At 68.9% G+C, this 25,925-nt stretch carries 27 protein-coding genes; 20 read left to right on the forward strand and 7 right to left on the reverse strand.

Annotation, left to right across the window (positions count from 1 at the left end):
- Positions 1-54: 54 nt before the first annotated feature.
- From ABD767_RS06995 to ABD767_RS07010, 4 genes are all read left to right on the forward strand, one after another.
- On the forward strand, positions 55-894 hold the full coding sequence (locus ABD767_RS06995) for a ZIP family metal transporter (protein ID WP_103044344.1): 840 nt from the start codon (positions 55-57) through the stop codon (positions 892-894).
- Positions 895-964: 70 nt separating this feature from the next.
- On the forward strand, positions 965-2,401 hold the full coding sequence (locus ABD767_RS07000; RefSeq protein ID WP_344868960.1) for an aldehyde dehydrogenase family protein: 1,437 nt from the start codon (positions 965-967) through the stop codon (positions 2,399-2,401).
- A 149-nt stretch (positions 2,402-2,550) separates the two neighbouring features.
- Positions 2,551-3,072: a GNAT family N-acetyltransferase gene (locus ABD767_RS07005; protein ID WP_103044346.1), complete on the forward strand. Its 522-nt coding sequence runs from the start codon at positions 2,551-2,553 to the stop codon at positions 3,070-3,072.
- A 28-nt stretch (positions 3,073-3,100) separates the two neighbouring features.
- Positions 3,101-4,339 (forward strand): methyltransferase, encoded by a 1,239-nt coding sequence (locus ABD767_RS07010; protein ID WP_344868963.1) that lies wholly within the window; start codon positions 3,101-3,103, stop codon positions 4,337-4,339.
- Between the two features lie 25 nt (positions 4,340-4,364).
- Here ABD767_RS07010 and ABD767_RS07015 read toward each other — a convergent pair whose 3' ends face one another.
- From ABD767_RS07015 to ABD767_RS07025, 3 genes are all read right to left on the reverse strand, one after another.
- The gene (locus tag ABD767_RS07015; RefSeq protein WP_425549902.1) at positions 4,365-5,033 is read right to left on the reverse strand and encodes a 2OG-Fe(II) oxygenase; all 669 of its coding nucleotides are present in this window, start codon (positions 5,031-5,033) and stop codon (positions 4,365-4,367) included.
- Between the two features lie 14 nt (positions 5,034-5,047).
- Entirely contained in the window at positions 5,048-5,833 is a 786-nt protein-coding gene (gene yaaA, locus ABD767_RS07020; RefSeq protein WP_103044349.1) for a peroxide stress protein YaaA, read from the reverse strand.
- 132 nt (positions 5,834-5,965) lie between these two features.
- The gene (locus tag ABD767_RS07025; protein WP_344868965.1) at positions 5,966-8,998 is read right to left on the reverse strand and encodes an Rne/Rng family ribonuclease; all 3,033 of its coding nucleotides are present in this window, start codon (positions 8,996-8,998) and stop codon (positions 5,966-5,968) included.
- Positions 8,999-9,552: 554 nt separating this feature from the next.
- Here ABD767_RS07025 and ABD767_RS07030 point away from each other — a divergent pair.
- The 7 genes from ABD767_RS07030 (at position 9,553) to ABD767_RS07060 (ending at position 16,251) form a co-directional block, all read left to right on the forward strand.
- Complete coding sequence (locus ABD767_RS07030) at positions 9,553-10,554, forward strand: RluA family pseudouridine synthase (RefSeq protein ID WP_103044351.1); 1,002 nt, start codon at positions 9,553-9,555, stop codon at positions 10,552-10,554.
- On the forward strand, positions 10,547-11,215 hold the full coding sequence (locus tag ABD767_RS07035) for an HAD-IIIA family hydrolase (protein WP_344868967.1): 669 nt from the start codon (positions 10,547-10,549) through the stop codon (positions 11,213-11,215). The genes ABD767_RS07030 and ABD767_RS07035 overlap by 8 nt, the downstream gene beginning before the upstream one ends.
- Complete coding sequence (locus ABD767_RS07040; protein ID WP_103044353.1) at positions 11,215-11,592, forward strand: Rieske 2Fe-2S domain-containing protein; 378 nt, start codon at positions 11,215-11,217, stop codon at positions 11,590-11,592. Before ABD767_RS07035 ends, ABD767_RS07040 begins: the two co-directional genes overlap by 1 nt.
- A 4-nt stretch (positions 11,593-11,596) precedes the next feature.
- Positions 11,597-12,613, forward strand: coding sequence for a S49 family peptidase (locus ABD767_RS07045; RefSeq protein ID WP_103044354.1), 1,017 nt, complete (start codon positions 11,597-11,599; stop codon positions 12,611-12,613).
- Between the two features lie 105 nt (positions 12,614-12,718).
- Positions 12,719-15,406: a DEAD/DEAH box helicase gene (locus ABD767_RS07050; RefSeq protein WP_425549903.1), complete on the forward strand. Its 2,688-nt coding sequence runs from the start codon at positions 12,719-12,721 to the stop codon at positions 15,404-15,406.
- Positions 15,403-15,696: a hypothetical protein gene (locus tag ABD767_RS07055; RefSeq protein ID WP_344868972.1), complete on the forward strand. Its 294-nt coding sequence runs from the start codon at positions 15,403-15,405 to the stop codon at positions 15,694-15,696. Before ABD767_RS07050 ends, ABD767_RS07055 begins: the two co-directional genes overlap by 4 nt.
- Before the next feature lie 39 nt (positions 15,697-15,735).
- Positions 15,736-16,251 carry an SWIM zinc finger family protein gene (locus ABD767_RS07060; RefSeq protein ID WP_344868974.1) on the forward strand — a complete coding sequence of 172 codons (516 nt, stop codon included), beginning with the start codon at positions 15,736-15,738 and terminating at the stop codon, positions 16,249-16,251.
- 53 nt (positions 16,252-16,304) lie between these two features.
- Here the strand turns inward: ABD767_RS07060 and ABD767_RS07065 are convergent, their stop codons facing one another.
- The 4 genes from ABD767_RS07065 to ABD767_RS07080 are packed head-to-tail and all read right to left on the reverse strand — an operon-like array spanning position 16,305 to position 18,848.
- Positions 16,305-16,838 (reverse strand): AAA family ATPase, encoded by a 534-nt coding sequence (locus tag ABD767_RS07065; RefSeq protein ID WP_344868976.1) that lies wholly within the window; start codon positions 16,836-16,838, stop codon positions 16,305-16,307.
- On the reverse strand, positions 16,835-17,416 hold the full coding sequence (gene pnuC, locus ABD767_RS07070) for a nicotinamide riboside transporter PnuC (RefSeq protein ID WP_344868978.1): 582 nt from the start codon (positions 17,414-17,416) through the stop codon (positions 16,835-16,837). Before pnuC ends, ABD767_RS07065 begins: the two co-directional genes overlap by 4 nt.
- A 50-nt stretch (positions 17,417-17,466) precedes the next feature.
- Complete coding sequence (locus ABD767_RS07075) at positions 17,467-18,252, reverse strand: SAM-dependent methyltransferase (RefSeq protein ID WP_344868980.1); 786 nt, start codon at positions 18,250-18,252, stop codon at positions 17,467-17,469.
- A complete protein-coding gene (locus ABD767_RS07080; protein WP_103044358.1) occupies positions 18,249-18,848 on the reverse strand; it encodes a Maf family nucleotide pyrophosphatase in 600 nt (199 codons plus the stop codon). The genes ABD767_RS07075 and ABD767_RS07080 overlap by 4 nt, the downstream gene beginning before the upstream one ends.
- A 25-nt stretch (positions 18,849-18,873) precedes the next feature.
- On the opposite strand from ABD767_RS07080, the gene ABD767_RS07085 reads away from it, so the two are divergent.
- From ABD767_RS07085 to ABD767_RS07125, 9 genes are all read left to right on the forward strand, one after another.
- A complete protein-coding gene (locus tag ABD767_RS07085) occupies positions 18,874-19,434 on the forward strand; it encodes a YceD family protein (RefSeq protein WP_103044359.1) in 561 nt (186 codons plus the stop codon).
- 127 nt (positions 19,435-19,561) lie between these two features.
- Entirely contained in the window at positions 19,562-19,744 is a 183-nt protein-coding gene (gene rpmF, locus ABD767_RS07090) for a 50S ribosomal protein L32 (RefSeq protein WP_103044360.1), read from the forward strand.
- 160 nt (positions 19,745-19,904) lie between these two features.
- Positions 19,905-20,930, forward strand: coding sequence for a phosphate acyltransferase PlsX (gene plsX / locus ABD767_RS07095; RefSeq protein WP_103044361.1), 1,026 nt, complete (start codon positions 19,905-19,907; stop codon positions 20,928-20,930).
- A gap of 29 nt (positions 20,931-20,959) precedes the next feature.
- Complete coding sequence (locus ABD767_RS07100; protein WP_344868984.1) at positions 20,960-21,937, forward strand: beta-ketoacyl-ACP synthase III; 978 nt, start codon at positions 20,960-20,962, stop codon at positions 21,935-21,937.
- A 59-nt stretch (positions 21,938-21,996) separates the two neighbouring features.
- On the forward strand, positions 21,997-22,950 hold the full coding sequence (gene fabD, locus ABD767_RS07105) for an ACP S-malonyltransferase (protein WP_344868987.1): 954 nt from the start codon (positions 21,997-21,999) through the stop codon (positions 22,948-22,950).
- The gene (gene fabG, locus ABD767_RS07110) at positions 22,947-23,687 is read left to right on the forward strand and encodes a 3-oxoacyl-ACP reductase FabG (RefSeq protein ID WP_103044364.1); all 741 of its coding nucleotides are present in this window, start codon (positions 22,947-22,949) and stop codon (positions 23,685-23,687) included. Before fabD ends, fabG begins: the two co-directional genes overlap by 4 nt.
- A gap of 106 nt (positions 23,688-23,793) precedes the next feature.
- Entirely contained in the window at positions 23,794-24,033 is a 240-nt protein-coding gene (gene acpP, locus ABD767_RS07115) for an acyl carrier protein (protein WP_103044365.1), read from the forward strand.
- A gap of 123 nt (positions 24,034-24,156) precedes the next feature.
- Positions 24,157-25,404 (forward strand): beta-ketoacyl-ACP synthase II, encoded by a 1,248-nt coding sequence (gene fabF, locus ABD767_RS07120; RefSeq protein WP_103044366.1) that lies wholly within the window; start codon positions 24,157-24,159, stop codon positions 25,402-25,404.
- A gap of 27 nt (positions 25,405-25,431) precedes the next feature.
- On the forward strand, positions 25,432-25,917 hold the full coding sequence (locus ABD767_RS07125; RefSeq protein ID WP_103044367.1) for a hypothetical protein: 486 nt from the start codon (positions 25,432-25,434) through the stop codon (positions 25,915-25,917).
- Positions 25,918-25,925: the final 8 nt, after the last annotated feature.

A 25,925-nucleotide genomic window follows, 5' to 3' on the forward strand; every position in this document is an offset into this window, starting at 1 on the left:
CTTTCATGTTTCGATACTTCCGGGTTGCTGTACTAGGGAGCGGGCGAGCACGCCATGATCTTGATCGCGATTCTCCTGGCCACGCTGGCCGCCGGCATTGGCAGCGTCTGGCTGGCTGCGGCCGTACTGCGCCTGCAGCTGGGCGGACGCTGGAACGTCAGCGCCCAGCATTTGCTGAGCCTGGCCGCTGGCGCGCTGCTGGCCACCGCCTTCATGCACCTGCTGCCCGAGGCGTTCGAGTCCGGCGCCGAGCCGCACGACCTGTTTGCCGTGCTGCTGATGGGACTGGTGTTCTTCTTCGTGCTGGAGAAGGCCGAGCTGTGGCACCACGGCCACGAGAATACGCAAGGGCCCGAGGCGCAGCACCTGAACGACCCTCATGGCCACCAGCACGGCCACCATCATGGCCACCACCACGGCCATGGCCACGCGGGCGATGGCCCGCGCCCCTCGGGCTGGGCACTGTTGACCGGCGACAGCGTGCACAGCTTTGGCGATGGCGTGCTCATCGCCTCGGCCTTCGTGGCCGACTGGCGCCTGGGGCTGGTGGCCGCGCTGTCGGTGCTGGCACACGAGGTGCCGCACCACATCGGCGACCTGGTCGTGCTGCGCCATGCCATGGGCAGCCGCAAGCTGGCGCTGACCAAGGTGTCGCTGGCCGGCTCGGCCACGGCGCTGGGCGGCATGGCCGGCTACGGGCTGGTGCAGGGCTGGAGTGCGGCGCTGCCGTACTTCCTCGTGGTCGCTTCCAGCAGCTTCATCTACGTGGCGCTGGCCGACCTGATTCCGCAGCTGCAAAAACGCCTGACCGCGCTGCAGACCGTGGTGCAGATCGGCTGGCTGATCGCCGGCGCGGCCGCGGTCGTGATCGTCAGCTCGCTGGTGCACGGATAGGCCGCTGCGCGGGCGGTGTGCTTGCCCGGTTCCCGCGCGGGGACGACATGCTGCACCTATCATCGTCGGCATGACGCCCGAAGCCATCCGTGCCCTGTTCGAATCCCAGCACCAGGCCAGTCGCGCCCAGCCCGACGTGCCAGTCGTGCTGCGCCGCGAGCGCCTGCTGCGCCTGCGCAAGCTGCTCGACGAGCATGGCCCGGCGCTGGCCGCCGCCGTGCAGGCCGACTTCGGCATGCGCTCGCAGCGCCTGACCGAGGTGGCCGACCTGTTCGTTCTGCGCAGCCAGATGGCGCACGCTTTGCGCCATCTGGCGTGCTGGAGCAGGCCGCAGCGGGTGCGCACGCCGTTCTTCCTGCAGCCGGCGCGCGCCTGGGTGCAGCGCCAGCCGCTGGGCGTCGTTGGCGTCATCTCGCCCTGGAACTACCCGGTGCAGCTGGCGCTGGCACCGGCCATTGCCGCGCTGGCCGCGGGCAACCGCGTGCTGGTCAAGCCCAGCGAGCTCACGCCGCACACCAGCGCGCAGCTGGCCGCTTCGGTCGGGCAGTTCTTCGCCCCAGAGGAGATGGCAGTCGTGCAGGGCGACGCGGCGATCGCCGCGCTCATCGCGTCGCTGCCGCTGGATCACCTGATCTTCACCGGCTCCACGGCCGTCGGGCGCAAGGTGGCGCTGGCGGCGGCGGCCAACCTGACGCCGACGACGCTGGAGCTGGGCGGCAAGTCGCCGGCCATCGTCGACGCTGACTGCGACCTGCAGGACGCGGCGCTCAAGATCGCGCATGGCAAGCTGCTCAACGGCGGCCAGACCTGCATCGCGCCCGACTACGTGCTGCTGCCGCGCGGCAGCGAGGCGGCGTTTGCCGACGCCTTTCGCGCCGCCGTGGCCCGGCTGTACCCCTATTTCGCGGGCAACCCCGACTACGCCTCCATCATCACGCCGCGCCACCTGGCGCGCCTGCGCACCCTGGTGCAGCAGGCGCAGACGCTGGGCGCGCAGGTGCAGACCATGGCGCCGGTCGCCGGCGCTCCCGCAGCGCCCGCGCAAAGCATTGGCGACGGCGTGGGGCGCCAGATGGCGCCAGCGCTGGTGCTGGGCGTGACCGCCCAGATGCAGCTGATGCAGGAGGAGATCTTCGGCCCGGTGCTTCCGGTGGTCAGCTACGAGCGGCTCGACGACGCGGTGGCCTTCATCAACGCGCACGCGCGACCGCTGGCGCTGTACTGGTTCGGCCGCAACACGCAGGCGCAGGCCGAGGTGCTGCGCCGCACCGTCAGCGGCGGCGTCACCGTCAACGACACGCTCTTGCACATCGCGCATGACAGGCTGCCCTTTGGCGGCGTTGGCGACAGCGGCTGGGGCAACTACCACGGCGAGCGGGGCTTTGCGCGCCTGAGCCATGAAAAGGCGGTGCTGGTGCAGCCGCGCTGGTCTGGTGGCGCGCTGTTGTATCCGCCCTATGGCGCGCGCTTCGACCGGGTCATGGGTTTGCTGCGACGCTGGCTGTAAACGCGTGTAAACGCGGTTGTGCGCCATTTGTCAAGTTTGGAGTGCAAACTGGTGTATATGCGCGGGGCAGTTGCACAGGGATTGGCGCAGAACCGTGAATTTGCGAGAATGCCGGGTTTTCTCGTATATCCCGTTATCTCGTTTTCCCCATGTCGAACATTCAGGTACGTCCGGCCACGCTGCGTGACGCCAAGGCCATTGCACAAATCCACTCCACGTCCACCCAGGAGGCCTACCGCGGCATGCTGCCCGATGAGCAGTTGAAGATGCTGTCCTCCGTCGAGAAGCGCCAGGCCTACTGGCGCGAGGCCATCGAATACTGCGAGCCGCAGGTGCAGGTGGCGATCGACGGCGACAAGATCGTTGGCTTCGTCGGCTTCGACCGCTCGCGCGACCCCAAGACCCGCCAGACCACCGGGGAGATCTGGGCCATCTACGCCTCGCCCACTCACTGGGATCAGGGCGTGGGCCTGGCGCTGTGGGACGCGGCGCGCGACGGCCTGGCCGAGGAGGGCTGCACCACGGTGACCGCATGGGTGCCGCTGCGCAACGAGCGCGCGCTGCGCTTTCATGAAATCGCCGGCTTCAAGCGCGAGATGACCACGGCCAAGACCTCGGTCGTCGGCTCCATCAAGATCGAGGAAGTGCGCCTGCAGCGCACGATCAACTGAGCCCCTGCGCCACGGGCCGCAAGCAGCCATGACACAGAACGGCCCACAGACAGCACCGGATGTGACGCCAGGCGCCGCGTCCGATGCGCGTGCCCTCGTCTCCTGGAGCGGGCAGGGCGCAGCGTGCAGTGCGCTGTGGCGCAGCGAGGCGGGCAGCGCGCCGCCGCGGCGCGTGCAGTGCGTGGACGCCGGGCTGAGCGCCGATGTGGCGCTGCGCCTGGCCCGCGAAGGCACGGCGCTGCTGTGGCGCGGCGACTTTCAGGAGGCGCGCCACCTGCTGCAGGCGATGGCGCGGCGCATAGAGCGTGGCCAGCAGCGCAAGCGTGGCCGCCAGCGCACCGCGCTGCAGGAACCGCCGCAGCCCACTCCCGAGCAGGCCAGCGCCCAGGCATTTCACCGCGAGCGCCAGGCGCGCGGCCAGCGTGCCCATTTGCTGGGCCAGGTGCTGGTCGAATTGCAGGGCGACTACGGCATTGCGCTGCGCCGCGCTCCCGACTGGCGCCAGGCCTGCCTGGAAGCCTGGGGGCCGCCGCCAGGGCAGGCCGTGGTGGCGTCGCTGCGTGAGCTGCTGGGCCTGGTGGGCGCGCATGAATGGCGCAAGAAGGGCGTGGCGGTGCCGGCGCTGGGCGACGCGCCGCATGACCGCATCCACCCGCACTACGGCGTGTTTTCGCCGGTGCGCGGCGAATATGTCGACCTGGTCGCCCAGGCGCCGCTGCCCGCCGATTGCCGCCTGGCCTTCGACCTGGGCACCGGCACCGGCGTGCTGGCGGCGCTGCTGGTGCGCCGGGGCGTGGCGCGCGTCGTGGCGACCGACCAGTCGCCGCGCGCACTGGCCTGCGCGCGCGAGAACCTGCAGCGCCTGGGCTGCAGCGCACAGGTCGAACTGCGTGACGCCGATCTGTATCCCGAAGGGCAGGCGCAGCTCGTCGTCTGCAACCCGCCGTGGCTGCCGGCGCGCCCGGCCACACCACTGGAGCACGCGGTGTACGACGAGGACAGCCGCATGCTGCGCGGCTTTCTGGCCGGCCTGCGCGCTCATCTGGCGCCCGGTGGCGAGGGCTGGCTCATCCTGTCGGATCTGGCCGAGCACCTGGGCTTGCGCACGCGCGCGCAGCTGCTGCAGTGGGTGGAGGACGCAGGCCTGCGCGTTGCCGGTCGGCAGGATGCTCGCCCGGGCCACGCCAAGGCGCGGGACGCCGGTGACGTGCTGCATGCCGCCCGCGCGGCCGAGATCACGTCGCTGTGGCGGCTGGTGGCGCAGTAGGTTTCTTCAGAATCCCAACGGGTTTTCAGAAAACCCGTTCACGCAGCCACTTGGTGGCAATCCATTTCTCGCCCTCCAGCACCGGCGCGCCCGCGTGCAGCGTGGCGCTGTCGGGGTGGGCCTGGGGGTAGGCAAAGAACAGTGCGTTGCCCGGGTGCGCGGCAATGTGCAGGCCGGCCTGCGGGAGGTCGGTGTCGCCGCCCAGTGCGGGCTGGTTCAGATACAGGATGAGCGTGGCCACCCGCTGGCCGCCGCGACTCAAGAGCGTGGCCGCGCCGGGCTGTGCCGGGTCGAAATAGTCGTAATGAGGGTGGTACTGCTCGCCCGGGCGGTAGTGCAGAACCTGCAGCCCCTCGCCGTGGCTGGCCGGCCAATGCAGCAGGCGGGCAATGCGCTGCTCGATGCGCGAGATCAGCGCGGTTTCGCCGCGCTCGAAGAACATGCCGCGGCTGGTGCGGTCGGCGTTGATCTCCTCGCCGCCGGTGCTTGCCACCACGGTGCGCGAGCGCGCGAGGCGCGGGCGGGCGCAGTCGATCAGCGCCTGGCATTCCGCCGGCGTGAGCAGGCCGCCCAGCAGCGCCACGCGCGGGTGTTCCAGGCGCATCAGCACGTCGGTGGGGTGGCCATCCAGGTCGATGTGGGCGCCTTGCGGCGCGATGAAGGGTTCGGATGGCTGTGGGGACTGTGTTGCCATGGCGGCGGTCGCGTTCAGACGCCGCCGCGGCGAAACACCAGGCGGTCGGCACTGGAGGCCGACGGCGCGAACGCGTAGCCGTCCAGGTCGAAGCGCTGCAGCTGCTGCACGTGGCGGACGCGCTCGGTGATCGCCCAGCGCGCCATCAGGCCGCGCGCGCGCTTGGCGTAGAAGCTGATGATCTTGTAGCCGCTGCCCTTGAAGTCCTCGAACACGCATTCGACGACGCGTGCGCGCAGCGTCTTGCGGTCGACCGACTTGAAATACTCCTGCGACGCCAGGTTGACCAGCACCGGATCGCCCTTGTGGCCGTCGGCGTGCAGCAGCGCGTCGATGTGCTCGGCAATGCGGCCGCCCCAGAATTGGTAGAGATTGGCGCCGTGCGCGGTCGCCAGGCGCGTACCCATCTCCAGCCGGTAGGGCTGCATCAGGTCGAGCGGGCGCAGCACGCCGTACAGGCCACTCAGGATCAGCAGGTGCTGCTGCGCCCAGTCCAGGTCGCGTGCCGATAGCGTGGCTGCCTGCAGCCCCTCGTACACGTCGCCGTTGAAGGCCAGCACCGCCTGGCGGGCGTTGGCCGGCGTGAAGCTGGGGCTCCAGGCGGCATAGCGCGCGACGTTGAGCGCGGCCAGTGCGTCGCTGATCGACATCAGCGACGCAACGTCCTGCGGCGACTTCTCGCGCAGCACCTCGACCAGCTCGCCCGCCTGCGCCGCGTACTGCGGCAGGGTGTGGGGCAGGGCGGCGTCGATGGGGCTGTCGTAGTCCAGTGACTTGGCGGGCGAGAGAACGAACAGCATGCGACGGCTTCCTGTGGGCGGTGCGTGAATGGGAGCGGGCCAGCGTAGCAGAAAAAAACGCCACCGCCGCGGCGACGGCGATGGCGCGGGTTGCCGGGGGCTGGGCCGCCCGGCGCGCGTTGGCGCGGTGGTTCAGGCCCGGTCGGCCGGTGTGTCGAACGGCAGTTTCATGGCCGACAGGTCGCGTCGGGTTTCCACCAGAATCAGCGGCGTCTCGTCGATCTCCACCATCGGCGGGCGCTCGCGCGGTACGTGGATGGGCTGCGGCTCGGCGGCAATCGCGGCCTGCACCGCGGCCACCTTGTCGGCGTCGGAGTTGACCCACTGCAGGCCGGAAGCCTGGGCGATGTCCTGCAGCTTCTGGATCGGAAGCTCGAAGCCCTGTATCTGCGGCAGGTGCGCGGATTCAGCCTCGACTTCAGCCGTTTTGGCCGGCGTGACCGCTTCGGCCGGTGCCGTTGCCGCATCTGCCTCCTGTGCCACTTGCGTGGCTTGCTCGGGCTGGGCCGGCTCCTGCACATCCGCGGGTGTGGCGGCGCTTGCGCTGTCGGTGGCATCAGCTGCTGGCTGCGGCGCGGCCTCGGCCGTCTCGGTCAGTTCCGCGACCGGCGCAGGGCTGGGTTGCTGTGCGGGAGCCGCAAAGTAGCTGCGGCGCGGCGGCTCGGCAGCCTCGCCAGCGGGCGCGGCGGCTGCCAGTGCCTGATCCTCTGCGGGCTCGCCATCCAGCGCGGCTGCCGGCGCGTCGGCGTCGATGGTGCGCGGGCCGCCGCTGCGGCGACGGTCGCGGCCATAGCGGTCGCGCGAGCGGCGCTCGCGGCGCTGCTCGGCGCCGTCCTCGCCATTGGCGGGTGCACTGGCGTCGGCGGGCAGTTGGTCGGCGGCCTGCTCGGGCAGCAGATTCGCATTGGTGGTTTCGGCCTGCTCCTGAGCCGTGCCGCGCGGGCGGCGCTCACCGCGTTCGCTGCGTTCACTGCGCTCGCGCCGCTCGCGGCCCTCGCCGGCGTCGCTGCGCTGCGTGGGCGCGGCGCTGTCGTCGGCTGCTGCGTTCACGCCTGCTGCGTCGCGGTCGCGGCTGCTGCGGCCGTCGCGGCGGCTCTCGCCGTCACCGCGGGCCGGGCGGCGCTCGCTGCGTTCCCTGCGTTCTTCGCGGGCTTCACCGCTGCGTGCCTCGCCGCTGCGGCCGTCGCCGTTGCGAGCTTCGCCATTGCGGGTGTCAGCGTTTCTGCCTTCGCCGCGGCGGCCACGGCCTTCGCCGTTACGGCCGCTGCCACTGCGCTCGCCGCGGCCTTCGCCACCGCGGCGGCCGCGGCCGTCGCGGCGGCCTTCGGCCGTGGCGGGCTCGGCCGGCTGTGCAGTCTGCACAGGGGCCAGTGGCGCGGGCGCCGGGCCAAAGCCCAGCAGGCTCTTGATCCAGGCGAAAAAGCCCTGTTCCTGCACCGGCGCGGCGGGCGCGGGGCGCGGCGCGCTGGCGCTGCCGCCCTGAGCGCCAGTCCTGCGCTGGCCCCCACCCTGGCCCTGGCTGCGCGCGGCGGGCTCGGGCCGTGGGGGCGCGACCGGCGCCGGCGCGTCGGGCAGAACGCCCTTGATCACCGGCTGCTGCTTGTTGGTCGGCTCCTGCGAGCGGCGCGTGACCTGGGTCTGCTCTTCCTGCACTTCGGCCAGTTGATAGCTTGCGTCCAGGTTGTCCAGGCGCGGATCGTCGTGCTTCAAGCGCTCGAGGCGGTAGTGCGGCGTGGACAGGCTCTTGTTCGGGATGAGCATGACCGACACGCGCTTGCGCAGCTCGATCTTGGCGATCTCGTTGCGCTTCTCGTTGAGCAGAAAGCTGGCCACCTCCACCGGCACCTGGCAGTGCACGGCGGCGGTGTTGTCCTTCATCGACTCCTCCTGGATCATGCGCAGCATCTGCAGCGAGAAGCCTTCGGTGTCGCGCACGTGGCCGGTGCCGTCACACTGCGGGCAGCGGATGTGGGCGCCTTCGGACAGCGACGGTTTCAGGCGCTGGCGGCTCATCTCCATCAGGCCGAATTTGCTGATCGTGCCGAACTGCACGCGGGCGCGATCCTGGCGCAGCGCGTCGCGCAGGCGGTTCTCCACTTCGCGGCGGTTCTTCGACTCTTCCATGTCGATGAAGTCGATCACGAGCAGGCCGCCCAGGTCGCGCAGGCGCATCTGGCGCGCCACCTCGTCGGCGGCCTCCAGGTTGGTGCGCGTGGCGGTCTCCTCGATGTCGCCGCCCTTGATGGCGCGCGCCGAGTTCACGTCCACGCTGACCAGCGCCTCGGTGTGGTCGATGACGATGGCGCCGCCGGACGGCAGCGTGACGGTGCGCGCGTAGGCGGACTCGATCTGGTGCTCGATCTGGAAGCGCGAGAACAGCGGCGCGTCGTCGCGGTAGCGCTTGACGCGGGCGGCATGCTCGGGCATGACGTGCGCCATGAACTGCTGCGCCTGCTCGTAGATGTCGTCGGTGTCGATCAGGATGTCGCCGATGTCATTGTTGAAGTAGTCGCGGATCGCACGGATCACCAGGCTCGATTCCTGGTAGATCAGGAAGGCGCCCTTGGCCGCCTTGGCGGCGCCGTCGATGGCGCTCCACAGCTTGAGCAGGTAGTTCAGGTCCCACTGCAGCTCGGGGGCCGAGCGGCCAATGCCGGCGGTGCGCGCGATGATGCTCATGCCCTTGGGGTATTCGAGCTGATCCATCGCCTCCTTGAGCTCGGCGCGGTCCTCGCCCTCGATGCGGCGCGAGACGCCACCGCCGCGCGGGTTGTTGGGCATCAGCACCACGTAGCGGCCGGCCAGGCTGATGAAGGTGGTCAGTGCCGCGCCCTTGTTGCCGCGCTCTTCCTTCTCGACCTGGACGATGAGCTCCTGGCCTTCCTTGATCACGTCCTGGATGCGTGCCTGCGACGGCGAGACGCCCTCGGCGAAATACTGCTTGGAGATTTCCTTGAACGGCAGGAAGCCGTGGCGATCCTCGCCGTAGTCGACAAAGCAGGCTTCGAGCGACGGCTCGACGCGCGTCACCACCGCCTTGTAGATGTTGCCCTTGCGCTGCTCGCGCCCTTCGATCTCGATCTCGTAGTCCAGCAGCTTCTGGCCGTCCACGATGGCCAGGCGGCGCTCTTCGGGCTGCGTGGCGTTGATGAGCATCCGTTTCATGATGCGTGTCCTTTGTTTCAGTTCTTGTCGTGCGGCCTGCACTCCGTGCAGGGCCGCGTCAAACATCCAGCGACCTCCGAAGAGGCCAGGGATGCCGCGGGCAAGGCATGAGAACACCAGGAAACGCCGGCGCGCTGGGCGCGCCCGGGCGGGCCGACTAGCTGCTGCTGCGCGCGCGCAAGGGCGGTGCGTGAAGGGGAGCGAGTCGCAAAATCGACGCCTCAATGGTGCCGGACGGCACGCGGGGCGTCTTGTGCGCGGGCTGCGGCCGGACGGCGCATGGCTGGGGCAAGGACGCGCGTCCTTGCCCCAGCGACATGATCCAGACCAGTACAACCCACATGATTTCGCTTTGATTGGCCGGCACGCCCTGTTGCATCAGCGCGTACCGGCTTGAAAATTCCGTATCTTGGTGTCTATGCGTCTGCCCTTCGCTCGTGGTGCGCTTGATTGAATCCGCACCGCGATCGCCGGCATCGACCACGCTGCGCGGCTAGTCGGGCCGTGTCCGGTACACTCCAGACGCTTCAACCGCTTACACATCCGCCACGCAGGTGAAACCGATTATAGGGGGCAATTCAAAGCCTGCCCCGGCCGCCCGGCTGCTGGAAGTCGACCCCGACAGTGCCGGCCAGCGCCTGGACAACTTCCTGATGCGCCACCTGAAGGGCGTGCCCAAGACCCATGTCTACCGCATCATTCGCAGCGGCGAGGTGCGACTGAACAAGGGCCGCACCAGCGCCGACGCGCGTGTGGCCGCGGGCGATCTGGTGCGCCTGCCGCCGGTGCGCGTGTCGGACAAGGTGCAGGAGAAGGCCGAGCGCCCCGCACCGGCGCGCGAATTCCCCATCCTGCTCGAAGACGAGCAGCTGATTGCCATCGACAAGCCCGCAGGCGTTGCCGTACACGGCGGCAGCGGCGTGAGCTTCGGCGTCATCGAGCAGTTGCGCCGCGCCCGGCCGCAGACACCCTTTCTGGAACTGGTGCACCGGCTGGACCGCGAGACCTCGGGCATTTTGCTGGTGGCCAAGAAGCGCTCGGCGCTCAAGCACCTGCAGGATCAGTTCCGCGAGCGCGAGACCGGCAAGACCTATTTGGCCTTGGTGCAGGGCGCCTGGCCGGCCAATAAAAAGGTCATCGACCTGCCGCTGCACAAATATCTGCAGGCAGACGGCGAGCGCCGCGTGCGCGTGACCACGCCCCAGGATCCGGACGGCATGCGCTCCATCACCCTGGTCAGGGTGCGCGAGCAGCTCCCCGCCCGCCCGCTCCAGGGCCTGCCCGCGATGAGCCTGCTGGAGGTGACCATCAAGACCGGGCGCACGCACCAGATCCGCGTGCACCTGGCCAGCCAGGGCCACCCCATCGCGGGTGACGACAAATATGGCGACTTCGAGCTGAACAAGCGGCTGCCCAAGCAGGGTTTGAAGCGCATGTTTTTGCACGCCTGGCGCCTGCAGTTCGACCACCCGGCCAGCGGCGAGCGCCTGACCCTGCACGCCGAGCTGCCGCCCGAGCTGGCGGCCTTTCTCTCTACCGATCCCATCCATGCCTGAATCCCGCCCGCGCCGCTTCGACCTGATCGCCTTCGACTGGGACGGCACGCTGTTCGACTCCACCGCCATCATCGTGCGCAGCATCCAGGGGGCGGTGCGCGACCTGGGATACGCCGTGCCCAGCGACGAGGCCGCGTCCTGGGTCATCGGCATGGCGCTGGAGCCCGCGCTGGCGCATGCCGCGCCCGACGTGCCGCGCGAGAAATACCGCGATCTGGGGCTGCGCTACCGCTACCACTATTTGCAGCACCAGGACGAGCTGAGCCTGTTCGACGGCGTGCTCGACCTGCTGCGCGACTTGCGCGCCAACGGCTACCTGCTCACCGTGGCCACCGGCAAGAGCCGGCGCGGGCTGGATCAGGCGCTGGCGCAGGCGCAGCTGCGCGGAGTGTTCGACGGCTCGCGCACCGCCGACGAGACCGCCGGCAAGCCCCATCCGCTGATGCTGCAGGAGCTGATGGCCGAGTTCGACGTAGCGCCGCAGCGCCTGTTGATGATTGGCGACACCACGCACGACCTGGAGATGGCGCGCGCCGCCGGCTGCGCCAGCGTGGGCGTGGCCTATGGCGCGCACGACACGCGGGGTTTTGCCGCGTTCGCGCCTCTGTATGTCGCGCCGACGGTGGCTGCGCTGCGCAGCTGGCTGCAGGAGAACGCCTGATGGCCGACGAAGCCAGCCGGCGCATCGCACTGTGCGCCAGCACCGATCTGGCCGACGGCGGCCTGGCCGTGGCCTTTGACGTGTGCTGGCGCGGCGAGGTGCTGCGCGCCTTTGCGGTGCGCCACCAGGGGCAGGTGCACGCCTACCTGAACCGCTGCACCCATGTGCAGATGGAGATGGACTACCGGGAAGGCCATTTCTTCGACGACAGCGGCTGCTGGCTGGTGTGCGCCACCCATGGCGCGGTGTTCGCGCCCGACACCGGCGCCTGCGTCGGCGGGCCCGGGCGCGGGCCGCTGACCAAGATCGACATCACCGAAGAAGCAGGGCAGGTGTACTGGCATACTGCCCCGACACTGCAACCCGTAGAGTTCTAGCACGATGACCGAACCCACTTTCCGCGGACAAGACGACGCCTCATCCGCCCCTGACCTGTGGTCCTCGCAGGCGCGGCCAGCCTCTGCGGCCCCTGAGGCGAACTGGGAGCGCCAGGTGCTTGAGAAGCTGGTGCTGGCCACGGTGGCCGAGCAGCGCGCCGCGCGCCGCTGGCGCATCTTCTGGCGCTTTGCCTGGATAGCGCTGGCGCTGGCGCTGGTGTGGGCAGCAATGACGCGCGACATGGCCAGCACCACCAAGAGCACGCCGCACACCGCGGTGATCGACATCAAGGGCGAGATCGCCTCGGGCGCGGCCGCCGGCGCCGACGCCGTGGTCGAGGCCATGCGCAACGCCTTCGACGACTCCGGATCGCGTGCCGTGGTGCTGCTGATCAACTCGCCCGGCGGCAGCCCGGTGCAGGCGGGCATCATCAACGATGAAATCGTGCGACTGCGCGCTCAGTACGACAAGCCGCTGTACGCGGTGGTCGAGGAGTCCTGCGCCTCGGCGGCCTATTACATCGCCGCGGCGGCCGATGACATCTACGTCGACAAGGCCAGCATCGTCGGCAGCATCGGCGTGCTGATGGACGGCTTCGGCTTCACCGGCACGATGGAGAAGCTCGGCGTCGAGCGCCGCCTGCTCACGGCCGGGCGCAACAAGGGCTTTCTCGACCCGTTCAGCCCGCAGACCGAGGAGCAGCGCGCCTACGCCCAGACCATGCTCGACCAGATCCACCAGCAGTTCATCAACGCGGTCAAGAAGGGGCGCGGCGAGCGCCTGAAGGCGACCGACGACACCTTCAGCGGCCTGTTCTGGACTGGCCAGCAGGCCGTGGACATGGGCCTGGCCGACCACCTGGGCAGCCTGGACTACGTGGCGCGCGAGGTGGTCAAGGCCGAGGACATCGTCGATTACACGCGCCGCGACAACGTGGCAGAGCGCCTGGCGCGCCGCTTTGGCGCCACCTTTGGCGAGGCCGTGCTGCGCGGCATGCAAGCGGCGCCAGCGCTGCGCTGAGGGCTGCGCCCGGCCGTTTTGAAAACCGTAGCCGCCAGCGCTTGATGGTATTGGGCTGCGGCCGGTTTTTCCCTTCAATTGCCTGCCCGCGGCACTTCTCGCGTTATGACGCCCCCAGCCGCACCTCTGGCCCTTGTCCTGTCCCCGGCGGGCCATCTCTCCTGCCGTCCCGAGTCCGATGCCGCGCCTTTGCCCGAAGGCCTGCAGGGCGCCATTGCCGCGGCCTTCGCGCAAGGCGCGGGGCCGGGCTTGCTGCACCTGGGCGGTGTGTGCGCCGCCAGTGCCCTGCCTCCGGTCTGGGCCTGGTGGCGGGACTGGGCCGTGCGCTATTTCACGGTGCTGCGTACCACGCAGCCGGGCGATGAGGGCGCGGCAGCGGCCGTGCCCCCACCCGACGCCGAGGCGTTGCAGGCCCAACTGCTGAACGCGCCGCCCATGGCCGGGGCAGAGTACCTGAGCGCCGAGGTCTTGCTGGCCCTGTGGCAAGGCATGGACGCCGCGCTGCACGCGGCCTGCGCAGCGGCAGGCCAGCCCCTGCAGCCATTCCTCGCCAGCCATTACCCCGCCTGGAATCTGGTGGGCCGCGTGCATTTCAACCTGGCCGAGAACCGCAAGGATCCGGACGCGCCCTTTGCCTTCCTGGCCACCTACACCACGCGGCTGTCGGCCCATGGCAAGGCCCAGCATGTGCCGCTGTCGCAGGCGCTCAAGGAGTTTTCGGGTACGCGCAAAAAGGCGCAGCTGTTGTCGCTCTTGACGCCGGTGCAGCGCGCCGCGGCCGACTGCGCCTGGATCGCCGAGATGGTGGAGGCCGGCGAGATCTACCACCCGCTGCGCTGGGAGGTGGATGACGCGCTGCGCTTTCTCGCCGACCTGCCGCGCATGGAGGCCGCGGGCATCGTCGTGCGCATGCCGGCGCAGTGGCGCAGCGGCCGCCCGGCGCGGCCCCAGGTGCGCGTGGCGCTGGGCAGCCAGCTCGCTGGCGGCGTGGGGCTTTCTGCCATGCTCGACTTCCAGATGGACGTGAGCCTGGATGGCGAGCCGCTCAGCCCCGAGGAGATCCGCCAGCTGCTGGAGCAGTCCGGCGGCCTGCAGTGGATACGCGGCCAATGGGTGCAGGTCGATGCCGAGCGCCTGTCGGGCCTGCTCGATCGCTTTCGCCGGATGCAGCAGGACGCCGAGGGCGGCATGCCGCTGGCGCAGGCCATGCGCCTGCTCTCGGGCGCGACGCTGGCCGAGGACGCCTCCGACCCCGACCCCGACTGGAGCAGCATCAGCGCCGGCCCCTGGCTGGCCGAGGCGCTGCGCGGCCTGCGCACGCCCGCGGCGCTGGCCGCCGTCGATCCGGGCCGACTGCTCAAGGGCCAGCTGCGCCCCTACCAGCAGGAGGGCGTGCGCTGGCTGCACTTTCTCACGCGCCTGGGGCTGGGCGCCTGCCTGGCCGACGACATGGGCCTGGGCAAGACCATCCAGGTGCTGGCCCTGCTGCTGGTCTTGAAGAAGGCCGCGCCCGGCGCCGGCCCCAGCTTGCTGGTGGCGCCGGCGTCGCTGCTGGCCAACTGGGCGCAAGAGGCCGAGCGCTTTGCCCCCAGCCTGCGCTGCCTGCTGGCCCACCCGTCGGCGCTGGCGCGCGCCGAGCTGCAGGCGCTCGATGCGGATGCGCTGGCAGGGCATGACCTCGTCATCACCACCTACGGCCAGCTGTCGCGCACCCCGGCCCTGGCTGCGCAGCGCTGGCGCCTGGCCGTGCTGGACGAGGCCCAGGCCATCAAAAACCCCGCGGCCCGGCAGACCCGCGCGGTGAAGAAGCTGCTGGCCGGCACGCGCATCGCGCTCACGGGCACGCCGGTGGAAAACCGCCTGTCCGACCTGTGGTCGATCTTTGACTTCACCCACCCCGGCCTGCTGAGCAGCGAGCGCGTGCTTGCCAACTTCGCCAAGCGGCTGGCGCAATCGGGTCAGTACGCGCCGCTGCGCCAACTGGTGGGGCCCTACATATTGCGGCGCCTGAAGAGTGACAAGCGTGTCATCGCCGACCTGCCCGACAAGACCGAAGTCACCGCCTGGTGCAGCCTGAGCGCCGTGCAGGCCACGCATTACCAGCAGGCCGTCAAGGCGCTGGAGCAGGTCTTGGAACGGTCTGACGGCATGGAGCGCAAGGGCCTGGTGCTCTCGTTCTTGATGCGCCTGAAGCAGATCTGCAACCACCCCTCGCAATGGCTGGGCGACGGCGCCTGGCTGCCCGAGGCCAGCGGCAAGTTTGCGCGCCTGCGCGAGATCGCCGAGACCGTGGCCGCGCGGCAGGAAAAGATGTTGGTCTTCACTCAGTTCCAGGAGACGACGGCGCCGCTGGCGGCGTTTCTGGGCGGCGTCTTCGGGCGCGAAGGCCTGGTGCTGCACGGCGGCACCCCCGTGGCGCGGCGGCGCGAGCTGGTCAAGCGCTTCCAGGAGGACGAGCAGGTTCCGTTCTTCGTGCTCTCGATCAAGGCCGGCGGCTCGGGCCTGAACCTGACGGCCGCCTCGCACGTGGTGCACTTCGACCGCTGGTGGAACCCGGCGGTGGAAAACCAGGCCACCGACCGCGCCTACCGCATCGGCCAGCACCGCAACGTGCTGGTGCACAAATTCATCGTCCGCGGCACCGTCGAAGAGCGCATCGACGCCCTGATCCGGACCAAGCAGCAGCTGGTGCAGGACGTGGTGGAGGGCGGCGGTGAAATCAACCTGACGGAGATGAGCGACGAGGCGTTGCTCGACCTGGTGAAACTTGACTTGCAGGGGATCGAAGCATGAGCTGGGGCTGGCAACCATATGTACCCGTCGCCAAGCGGCGTGCACAGGCGCAGCGCGCCGCGCAAGAGGCCGCCAAGGCGGGCCAGAGCCTGTCACCCGTGGCCGTGCAGGGGCGCAGCATCGCCAAGACCTTCTGGGGCAAGGCCTGGTGCGACAACCTGGAGACTTATAGCGATTTCGAAAACCGCCTGCCGCGCGGCAGAACCTATGTGCGCAACGGCTCGGTCATCGACCTGCAGATCGCGCCGGGCAAGGTCATCGCCAAGGTCATGGGCTCGGATCTCTACTAGGCCATTGCACCCCTGCCGGCCGCGCAGTGGCAGGCGCTGGTGGCGGATTGCACGGGCTCCATCGCCACGCTGGTCGAGCTGCTGCAGGGCAGGCTGTCACAGGCGGTGATGGCCAGGGTGTGCGAGCGCGAAAAGGGCATGTTCCCCAAGCCGGGCGAGATCGGCCTGGGCTGCTCCTGCCCCGACTGGGCGCAGATGTGCAAGCATGCGGCCGCCGTGCTCTACGGCGTGGGCGCGCGCCTGGACGAAAAGCCCGAGCTGCTGTTCGTGCTGCGCCAGGTGGATGCGGGCGAGCTGCTGACGGCCCAGGCGGCGGTGCTGTCCGCCCCGAAGAAAAAGCCGGCCAAGGCCAGGGTGCTCGACGATTCTGCGTTGGCGGATGTGTTTGGCATCGATCTGGCCGTGGCGGAGGAGCCTGCCAAGCGTGGAAAAAAGGCGGTGGCGAAAAAGACCGCGGCGCCCGCCGTGAAGAAAGTGCCCGTGAAGAAGGTTGCAGCGAAGAAGGCGAAAAAAGCCCCGGCCAGGAAAGCTGCCCCACGCACCACCGCCCCCTGAAGCATGCCCATGGGCCTCGGCGGCATGAGCTTGCCCAGCTGCCCGCCCATGGGTCAGGAAGCACAGGGGCGCAGCATGCCGGCGATGGCGTGTTCCATTTGCTGGTAGCGCTGCTGCCAGCTGCCCGGCACGTCAGTAAATGCCTGGCCGTGGCCCTGCAGCCAGTCGCGCAGCTGCGCATGAAAGGCCTGGCGCTGTTCCAGCTGCGGCTGGCAGCGCTGGCCGTCGGCTTGCCAGGGCAGGCCCTCGGGGGGCAGCAAAAAAATGGCGTCATAGCGCTGGCGCGCCAGCACGGCGTCGATCCATGCCGGGCTTTTGCCAAACAGTGTGCGGCTCCACTGGCGGTTGCTCAGCAGGTGGGTGTCGAGCAGCAGTAGCGGGGGGCGCAGCGCGCGAGCTGCCTGTTCACGCTGCCACTGGGCGCGGGCAATCGGCTCGACGTCGTCGTAGCAGGTGTCGCGCTGGTGCGCCTCGATGTATTCGCGCACGTATTCATGCACCACGGGGGCGCCAAAGCGCTGTGCCAGCGCGCGGCACAGGCTGCTCTTGCCGGCCGACTCGGAGCCGGTGAGCACCACCACCTTCATGCCGGCACCGGCGCGCGTTGCGTCGTTCGTGCGGCCATGTGCCACTGGCGCCAGCCGTACAGCGCCAGTGCGATGAAGACCAGGTAGAGCAGCGCAGTGAGCTGCAGGCCGACGGCCAGGAACATGCCGACGTAGACGCAATCGACCACCAGCCACAGCGGCCAGCACTGCAGGCGCTTGTGCGCCATCCAGTACTGGCCGACCAGGCTGAATCCGGTCAGCGCCGCATCCAGCCATGGCTGCTGGGCGTTGGTATGGCGGCTCATCAGCCAGCCCAGCGCCACCGTGACGAGCAGCCCGGCAAGCAGGTCGCGCGCGGCGCGCGGCCAGGCCAGCGTGGTGACGGCAAGCGCAGTGCGGGCAGGGGTGCCGCGGCGCCAGCACCACCAGCCATACAGCTGCAGCACTGCATAGACCATCTGCAACAGCATTTCGGAGTACAGCCGCGCGTTCTGGAATACCGCGATGTACAGCAGCACCATGGCCAGCCCGACCGGCCAGGCCAGCGGCTGCTGGCGCGCCATCAGGGTCACCGAGAGCACGCCCAGCAGCGCGGCGGCGGCTTCAATCCAGAGCATCGGCGGGGCAGGGCATGGGCGCCCGAGTGGCTGGCATGCGCGGGCGGCGGCTACAGGCCCAGCGCCCAGACCGCGGGTGTGTGCTTGCCGGCGGGAAGCGGCAGCTGCTGCCAGTCGCGCACGCTGCGCGAGTGCACCTGGGCGTCCGCCAGCGTCAGGCCGGCGGCAATCGCCAGGCGCGTGTCCGGCTGCAGGTGCTGCAGCAAGGCCTGCCACAGCGCGGCGTTGCGATAGGGCGTCTCGATGAACAGTTGCGTCTGTCCGGTCTTCAGCGCCAGCGCCTCCAGTGCGCGGATGCGCTGGGCGCGCTCGCCCGCGTCCTGCGGCAGGTAGCCGACGAAGGCGAAGTTCTGGCCATTGAGGCCGCTGGCCGCCAGCGCCAGCAAGAGAGACACCGGGCCCACGAGCGGCACGACGCGCGCGCCCAGCGCATGCGCGGCGCGCACCACCGAGCTGCCGGGGTCGGCTATCGCCGGCATGCCGGCTTCGCTGACCAGGCCCATGTCGTGGCCAGCCAGCAGCGGGGCGAGCAGTGCCTTGGCGTCAAAACTGGCATGGCTCTTGCCGCCGTGGTCGCCCTTCTTGTGTACCTCGCGCGGCAGTTCGCCGATCTGCTGCTGCTGCAGGGGTGCGGCCAGCGGGTGCAGGGCGTCTATGCGCTTCAAATAGGCGCGGCAGCTCTTGGCGTTCTCGCAGATCCAGTGGGTGATTTGCGCGGCCCGGCGCAGCGTGCCTTCGGGAAGCGCCTCGGCCAGCGCGGCTTCGCCGTCGCAGCCGAAGTCCAGCGGTGCGGGCACCAGGTACAGCGTGCCCTTGGTGGCGTCCGCTGCGCTCATGGCAGCACCAGACCGGCGGCGCGCAGCATGCGGCAGGTGCGGATCAGCGGCAGGCCGATCAGGGCCGTCGGGTCGTCGCTGTCTATGGCGTCCAGCAGGGCGATGCCCAGCCCCTCGCTCTTGGCGCTGCCGGCGCAGTCGTAGGGCTGCTCGGCCTGCAGGTAGCGTTCGATCTCGGCATCCGACAGGGCGCGAAAGCGCACGCACACGGCGGCCAGATCCACTTGCTCGAAGCCCGTGGCCTGGCAGACCACGGCCAGGGCGGTCTGGAAGATGACGGTTTTACCGCTCATGCGGCGCAGTTGCGCCGTGGCGCGCTCGTGGTTGCCGGGCTTGCCCAGCGGCTGGCCATCCAGGTCGGCGACCTGATCCGAGCCGATGACGACGGCGCCGGGGTGCTGTGCCGCCACGGCGCGGGCCTTGGCCAGGGCCAGGCGCAGCGCCAGGGCGCGCGGGGCTTCACCAGGCAGCGGAGTTTCGTCGGTTGCGGGGGCGGTCACTTCAAAGGGCAGGCCCAGGCGGGCCAGCAATTCGCGCCGGTAGCGCGAGGTCGATCCGAGCACCAGCGGGCGCGGTTGTTCAATCGTTTCTGGCATGGCGCGATTCTCTTACACTGCCGCCATGAGCAAGGAATATTCAGCAGACAAGCTCGACGTCAAGGCCTTTGCGGTCGCGGGCGGGCACTTGGCCGGCCGCGACACGCTGCTGCGCTACAAGCGCCTGGCCGACCTGGCGCAAGGCCTGCACCCGGATCTGCATGTCGACTGGCAGGCCGACGGCCAGGTGCGTGCGGTGCACGGCATGCAGGGCCAGGTGTGGCTGAGCCTGCAGGTACACGCCGACCTGCCGATGACCTGCCAGCGCTGCTTGCAGGCCATGGACGTGCCGCTGCAGGTCGAGCGCCAATTTCGCTTCGTGGCCGACGAGGCGACGGCCGAGGCGCTGGACAGCGACAGCGAGGAAGACCTGCTGGTGCTGTCGCGCGAGTTCAACCTGCGCGGGCTGATCGAGGACGAGCTGCTGATGGCGCTGCCCGTCGTGCCGCGCCACGACACCTGCCCGGCCCCGGTGCAAATGGCCTCCAGCGACGACGACTTCGAGCAGGCCAACGTCGAGAAAACCAACCCGTTTGCTGCGCTGGCCGCGTTGCAGCCAGCGCCCTCCAAGCCGCGCAAGCCGTGATGGGGCGGGCAATGCTGCATTTGCCCCGGCAGTTGTTTATAATGGCAGGCTTCGCGTGATTCCCCTCGTGTCTTTAATGGGCTGAGCGCGTTTTCCACCCACCCTTTCAAGACTCCAGGAGCCGACTATGGCTGTTCAGCAAAACAAGAAATCCCCTTCCAAGCGCGGCATGCACCGCTCGCACAATGCACTGACGGTGCCGGGTACTGCGGTTGAGCCGACGACGGGCGAGACCCATCTGCGCCACCACATCAGCCCCAACGGCTTCTACCGTGGCCGCCAGGTGATCAAATCCAAGTCCGAAGACTGATCCAGACCACGCAACCCCTCAGGCCCGTGGCTACCTCAGCCGTAGCACGGGCCTTTGTTGTTTCAGAGGTGGATGTTTTCGGTGATCCTGAAGGTGTTGGACGCATTTTGATGATTTCTCCCCTTTTCGCGCACCGGCACACCGGCGCCGCCATTTTTCGATGATCACCCTGGCTGTCGATTGCATGGGGGGCGACCACGGCCCCAGTGTCACGCTGGCGGCATGCCGCCAATTCCTGCAGCAGCACCCCGACGCGCGGCTGCTGCTCGTGGGCCAGTCCGATAGCGTGCAGGCCTTGCAGCACGAGCGCGTGCAGCATGTGGCCGCCTCCGAGGTCGTGACCATGGACGACGCGGTCGAGGTGGCTCTGCGGCGCAAGAAGGATTCCTCGATGCGCGTGGCCATCCAGCAAGTCAAGGACGGGCGGGCCGATGTTGCGGTCTCTGCGGGCAATACCGGTGCGCTGATGGCGATTGCACGCTATCTGCTCAAAACGCTCGACGGCATCGACCGCCCGGCCATCGCCACGCAAATGCCCAACGCCAAGGGCGGCGCGACGACGGTGCTCGACCTGGGCGCCAATGTCGACTGCACCGCCGAGCACCTGCTGCAGTTCGCCGTGATGGGCTCGGCCCTGGTGTCGGTGCTGCAGGATAGGGACGACCCCCGGGTTGGCCTGCTCAACATCGGCGAAGAGGTCATCAAGGGCAGCGAAACCATCAAGAAAGCCGGCCAACTGCTCAGATCTGCGGCCAACCGGGGTGATCTGAACTTCTACGGCAACGTCGAGGGCAACGACATCTTCAAGGGCACGGTCGATATCGTGGTCTGCGACGGCTTTGTCGGCAACGTGGCGCTGAAGGCGAGCGAGGGCGTCGCCTCGATGATCTCGGGCATTCTCAAACAAGAGTTTTCCCGCAACATTTTGACCAAACTGGCGGCAATCGCCGCCTATCCGGTCTTATCTGCGCTGATGCGCCGGGTCGATCACCGCCGCTACAACGGCGCGGCACTGCTGGGCCTGCGCGGCCTGGTGTTCAAGAGCCACGGCTCGGCCGATGCGCTGGCCTTCGAGCAGGCACTGACCCGGGCGTATGATGCGGCCCGCAACCACCTGCTCGACCGCGTGCGCACGCGGGTGGCCCATGCAGCGCCTTTGCTGGCTGCTTCCGAACATTCTTCCTGAGCCTGCCCTTGGCGGGCAGGTAACAATCCATGGCCCGTTATTCCCGCATCATCGGCACCGGCAGCTACCTGCCGCCGCGCCGTGTCTCCAACCAGGCGCTGGCCGAGCAGCTGGCACAAAAAGGCATCAAGACCTCCGACGAATGGATCGTCGAACGCACCGGCATCCGCGCACGCTACTTTGCCGACCCCGGCGTCGGCAGCAGCGACCTGGCCGTGCAGGCCTCGCTCAAGGCGCTGGAGGCGGCCGGCTGCACCGCCGAGGACATCGACCTGATCATCGTCGCGACCTCCACGCCCGACATGGTGTTCCCGTCGACGGCGTGCATCGTGCAGAACAAGCTGGGTGTGCATGGCTGCCCGGCGTTCGACGTGCAGGCCGTCTGCAGCGGCTTCGTCTACGCGCTCACCGTGGCCGACGCGATGATCCGCGCCGGCAGCGCCAGCCGGGCGCTGGTCGTCGGCTCCGAGGTGTTCAGCCGCATCCTGGACTTCAACGATCGCACCACCTGCGTGCTGTTTGGCGACGGCGCGGGCGCGGTGGTGCTGCAGGCCAGCGACGAACCGGGCATTCTGGCCAGTGAGTTGCACGCTGACGGGCGCCATGTCGACATCCTGTGCGTGCCAGGCCATGTCGACGGTGGGCAGATTCTGGGCGATCCGCTGCTCAAGATGGACGGCCAGGCCGTGTTCAAGCTGGCCGTGGGAGTGCTGGAGAAAGCGGCGCACGCGGTGCTGGAGAAGGCCGGCATCAGTGAAAGCCAGCTCGACTGGCTGGTGCCGCACCAGGCCAACATCCGCATCATGCACAGCACGGCGCGCAAGTTGAAGCTGCCGATGGACAAGGTGGTCGCCACCGTGGAGGAGCACGGCAACACCTCGGCCGCATCGATCCCGCTGGCGCTGGACCACGCTGTGCGCCAGGGCCAGATCAAGCGGGGCCAGAATGTGATGCTCGAAGGTGTTGGCGGTGGTTTCACCTGGGGCGCCGTGCTCCTTAAAATGTAGCTGCCCGGGCTTGCTGGCCAGGCCCGGCGGTTTGTCGACTCTCAAACGTACACAACGCAATGGCAACTCAATTCGCATTTGTATTTCCCGGCCAGGGATCGCAGTCCGTCGGCATGCTGGACGCCTGGGGCGACCAGCCCGAGGTGCGCGCGGCGCTGGCCGAGGCTTCGGACGCGCTGGGCGAGGATCTGGCTGCGCTGATCCATGACGGCCCGAAGGAGGCGCTGGCGCTGACGACGAATACCCAGCCGGTGATGCTGGTCGCCGGCGTTGCCGCGTGGCGCGCGTGGCGCGCCGCTGGTGGGGCCGCGCCCGCAGTCGTCGCCGGGCATTCGCTGGGCGAGTATTCGGCGCTGGTTGCCGCTGGCGTGCTGACGCTGGCGCAGGCTGCGCCGCTGGTGCGTCTGCGCGCCGCCGCCATGCAGGAGGCCGTGCCCGTTGGCGCGGGCGCGATGGCCGCCATCCTGGGGCTGGACGCCGCCCGCGTGGCCGAGGGCTGTGCCCAGGCCACGGCGTCGTTCGACGCCGGCTCGGCCGAGGTGGTCGAGGCAGTGAACTTCAACGATCCGGCGCAGACCGTCATCGCCGGCAGCAAGGCTGCCGTCGACAAGGCTTGCGAGCTGCTCAAGGCCGCGGGCGCCAAGCGTGCGCTGCCGCTGCCGGTGTCGGCACCGTTCCACTCCAGCCTGATGAGGCCGGCAGCAGAGAAGCTGCGCACCGCGCTGGCCGACCTGCCGCTGGCGGCGCCGCAGATTCCGGTGCTCAACAACGTCGACGTGGCGGTCAACAGCGACGCCGATGCAATTCGCGACGCGCTGTACCGCCAGGCTTTCGGTCCGGTGCGCTGGGTCGAATGCGTGCGCGCCATTCAGGCGCGCGGCGTGACCCACATCGTCGAATGCGGCCCGGGCAAGGTGCTGACCGGCATGACCAAACGCATTGCGCCCGATCTGGTGGCCGCAAGCCTGTACGACCCGGCCACGCAGGCCGAACTGCTGGAGACGCTGGCATGAGCGAGACGCAAACAAAACAAGTGGCGCTGGTGACCGGCGCATCGCGCGGCATCGGCGCGGCCATTGCCGCCGAGCTGGCTGCACGCGGCCTGACCGTGGTGGGCACGGCGACGACCGACGAGGGTGCGCAGCGCATCACCGAGGCGCTGCAGGCGCAGGGCGGCAAGGGTGTGCGCCTGGACGTCAACGACGGCCCGTCCGTCGATGCGCTGGTCGACACCATGGTGCGCGAGCATGGCGGCCTGCACGTGCTGGTCAACAACGCCGGCATCACGCGCGACATGCTGGCCATGCGCATGAAGGACGACGAGTGGGACGCGGTGCTGGGCACCAACCTCACTGCGGTGTTTCGTGCCTGCCGCGCCGTCATCCGCCCGATGATGAAGCAGCGCTGGGGCCGCATCATCAGCATCACCAGCGTGGTGGGCGCCTCGGGCAACCCGGGGCAGGCCAACTACGCTGCGGCCAAGGCCGGCGTTGCCGGCATGACGCGCGCACTGGCGCGCGAGCTGGGCAGCCGGGGCATCACCGTGAACTGTGTCGCGCCGGGCTTCATCGCCACCGACATGACGGCCAGCCTGCCCGACGAACAGAAAAAAGCCCTGAAGGCGCAGATTGCGCTGGGCGAGCTGGGCCAGCCCGGCGACATTGCACACGCGGTGGCCTACCTGGCCTCCAGCGGCGCCGGCTACGTGACGGGACAGGAACTGCACGTCAACGGCGGCATGTACATGTGATCTGCAGATCACCACGCCGCCTCTCCGTACGGCGGGCTGTTTCCGGGCATTGCCCGGTTGCGGCTAGAATCGCGGATTCATTCACAACCACCCCCCGAGGGAAACCATGAGCGATATCGAAGCACGAGTCAAGAAAATCATTGCAGAACAACTGGGCGTGGAAGAGTCCCAGGTCACCAACGAAAAGGCTTTCGTGGCCGATCTGGGTGCTGATTCTCTGGACACCGTGGAGCTGGTGATGGCACTCGAGGACGAGTTCGGCATCGAGATCCCTGACGAAGACGCAGAGAAGATCACCACGGTGCAAAACGCCATCGACTACGCCAACACCCACCAAAAGGGTTGAGCGCTTGCGCCGTCGCCTCCAGGCGGGCGCTGTTTCTGCTGCATGCCGCCGTCCGGTCGGCGCAGCGTTCGCTGCAGGCCGCCGCAGGGCGGGCGCAGCTCCAGTTCCATTCAAGGTATACGCATGAGCCGTCGTCGCGTCGTTGTGACCGGCCTGGGTTGCATCACGCCTGTCGGCAATTCGGTACGTGATTCCTGGGCCAACATTCTTGCCGGCAAGTCCGGCATAGATCTCATCACCAAGTTTGATGCGACCAACTTCTCCTGCAAGATCGCGGGCGAGGTCAAGGGTTTCAACCTGGAGTCCTACATCAGCGCCAAGGATGCGCGCACGATGGACAGCTTCATCCACTACGGCATCGCCGCGGCCCAGGAGGCGGTGCAAGATGCCGGCCTGCCCACGGGTGAGGCGCTCGATGAGGCGCTGGCCGAGCGTATCGGCTGCATCATCGGCTCGGGCATCGGCGGCCTGCCGCTGATCGAGAACACCCATGCCGAGCTGACCAACCGCGGGCCGCGGCGCATCACGCCGTTCTTCGTGCCGGCATCCATCATCAACATGGTGGCTGGCCACGTGTCGATGCGCTTTGGCTTCAAGGGGCCAAACCTGTCGGTCGTCACCGCCTGCACGACGGGCCTGCACTGCATTGGCGAGGCGGCGCGCAAGATCGAGTACGGCGACGCCGACGTCATCGTCGCCGGTGGCTCCGAGGCCACGATCTCGCCGCTGGGCGTGGGTGGCTTTGCCGCCATGCGCGCACTGTCCACGCGCAACGACGATCCGCTGACCGCCTCACGTCCCTGGGATCGCGACCGCGACGGCTTCGTGCTGGGTGAGGGCGCGGGAGTGCTGGTGCTCGAAGAATACGAACACGCCAAGGCGCGTGGCGCCAAGATCTACGCCGAATTGAGCGGCTACGGCATGAGCGCCGACGCCGGCCACATGACCGCGCCCAACATGGACGGCCCGCGCCGCGCCATGCAGGCGGCACTGCGCAATGCCCGCATCAACGCCGACGAGGTCGACTATCTCAACGCGCATGGCACGTCGACGCCGCTGGGCGACGTCAACGAAACCCGCGCCATCAAGGCGGCGCTGGGCGAGGACGGCGCGAGAAAAGTCGTCGTCAGCTCGACCAAGTCGATGACCGGCCACCTGCTGGGCGGCGCCGGCGGCATCGAGAGCGTCTTCACGGTGCTGGCGCTGCATGAGCAGAAGGTGCCTCCCACCATCAATCTGCTGAACCAGGATCCCGAGTGCGATCTCGACTACTGCGCCAACACCGCGCGGGACATGAAGATCGAGGTGGCGATCAAGAACAACTTCGGCTTCGGCGGAACGAATGGCACGCTGGTCTTCCGGCGTGTGTGAGGCAGGGCACTGCCCGGCGGTGCTGCGATGAACGATTACCACCGTGCACCTGCGGTGCGCTACCCCACCGAGCGCCCGCGCACGGTGGCTGGCGCGCTGGCGCTGGTCGGCGCCCTGTCCGGGGCGCTGGGCCTGTGGTGGTGGCGGCAGCAAGGCCAGTTGCCGGCGCAAGGAGGCAGCATGGCGCTTCTGTGGTTGCTGTGCAGCGCGGCGGCCTGGCGTGCCTGGCGGCAACTGCCGCTGGGCAGCCTGGCCTGCGACGGCGTGCAGTGGTCATTTCTTTCCCCGGCCTCGCATTCCCAGGCGCCGCAGCAAAGCCATGCGCTGGACTGGCCGCAGATCCGCTGGGATGGGCAGTCCTTTCTCCTGTTGTCGGCTGCGGGCGACGCTGGCGGCCGTCACTGGCTGTGGCTGCAGCGCAGTAGCGCGCCGCAGTTGTGGAGTGCGCTGCGCCGCGCCCTGCATGCGCGACCGGGCCTGGCGGTGAGCGGCGCCGGCGGGGCGCCAACATGAGGGTCACG

Origin of the sequence: Comamonas faecalis (assembly GCF_039538025.1) — a bacterium.
Classification (GTDB): domain Bacteria; phylum Pseudomonadota; class Gammaproteobacteria; order Burkholderiales; family Burkholderiaceae_C; genus Comamonas_C; species Comamonas_C faecalis.